Source organism: Dellaglioa sp. CoH-56-MRSF-14 (assembly GCF_056782115.1).
Genome location: NZ_JBXAYB010000016.1, coordinates 1 through 571, shown reverse-complemented (window position 1 = coordinate 571; position 571 = coordinate 1). Strand labels below are relative to the sequence as shown.

Annotated in this window: 2 protein-coding genes; both read right to left on the bottom strand. The window is 56.6% G+C overall.

Annotated features, from left to right (window positions below):
- Positions 1-10: 10 nt before the first annotated feature.
- The gene (locus AC1RPX_RS07615; RefSeq protein ID WP_481763306.1) at positions 11-241 is read right to left on the bottom strand and encodes a ribosome modulation factor; all 231 of its coding nucleotides are present in this window, start codon (positions 239-241) and stop codon (positions 11-13) included.
- A complete protein-coding gene (locus tag AC1RPX_RS07610) occupies positions 219-389 on the bottom strand; it encodes a ribosome modulation factor (RefSeq protein WP_435366640.1) in 171 nt (56 codons plus the stop codon). The genes AC1RPX_RS07615 and AC1RPX_RS07610 overlap by 23 nt, the downstream gene beginning before the upstream one ends.
- Between the last annotated feature and the right edge of the window lie 182 nt (positions 390-571).

Genomic DNA, 571 nt, shown 5'->3' with positions numbered 1-571 from the left:
GTGTACGAGTTCATCCTTCGGTCCCGTCCCCGTTGTCCGGATCGTAATCGTCTCCGACGCCATCGCCATCTTCGTCACAGCTGTCGTCGTAGTCCTGATCGCTGTCCGCCGCGTTCCACCCGTCGAACCAGTCCATCGACTCGTCGGTGCCTGCCTCGTACGGATTCTCATGCTCGGGTACACCATCGCGGAATGCCTCGTAGCCTTCGTCGAATGCGTCACCGTGGTTGTCGTTTTTCATGCTCTTGCTCCAAAAGTTGTTTCATTCGTTGAAAACCCGCGCTCCACTGTTCACGTTTTGCGGAGCGCGGCGGATACGGGTTGTAGGAGGCAGGTTTGTAGACCATAGCCGCCAATCTCCCCTCATGGTACGCGTCGTGTTCGTCCATTGTGCCTAAAGAAAAAGCCAGAACCCGAATCATATCAGGTTCTGGCTTTTCGTCAACTACTTTTAGTCCAGATCGTGTTCGCGCTCTTTAGACGTACACATCAGCGTCAGCAGGGTCCAAAGCTTCGTGATCGGTGGCACGTCGAGGACCGCAATGCGGGGCCGCGTCACCGGGCCCTTCGG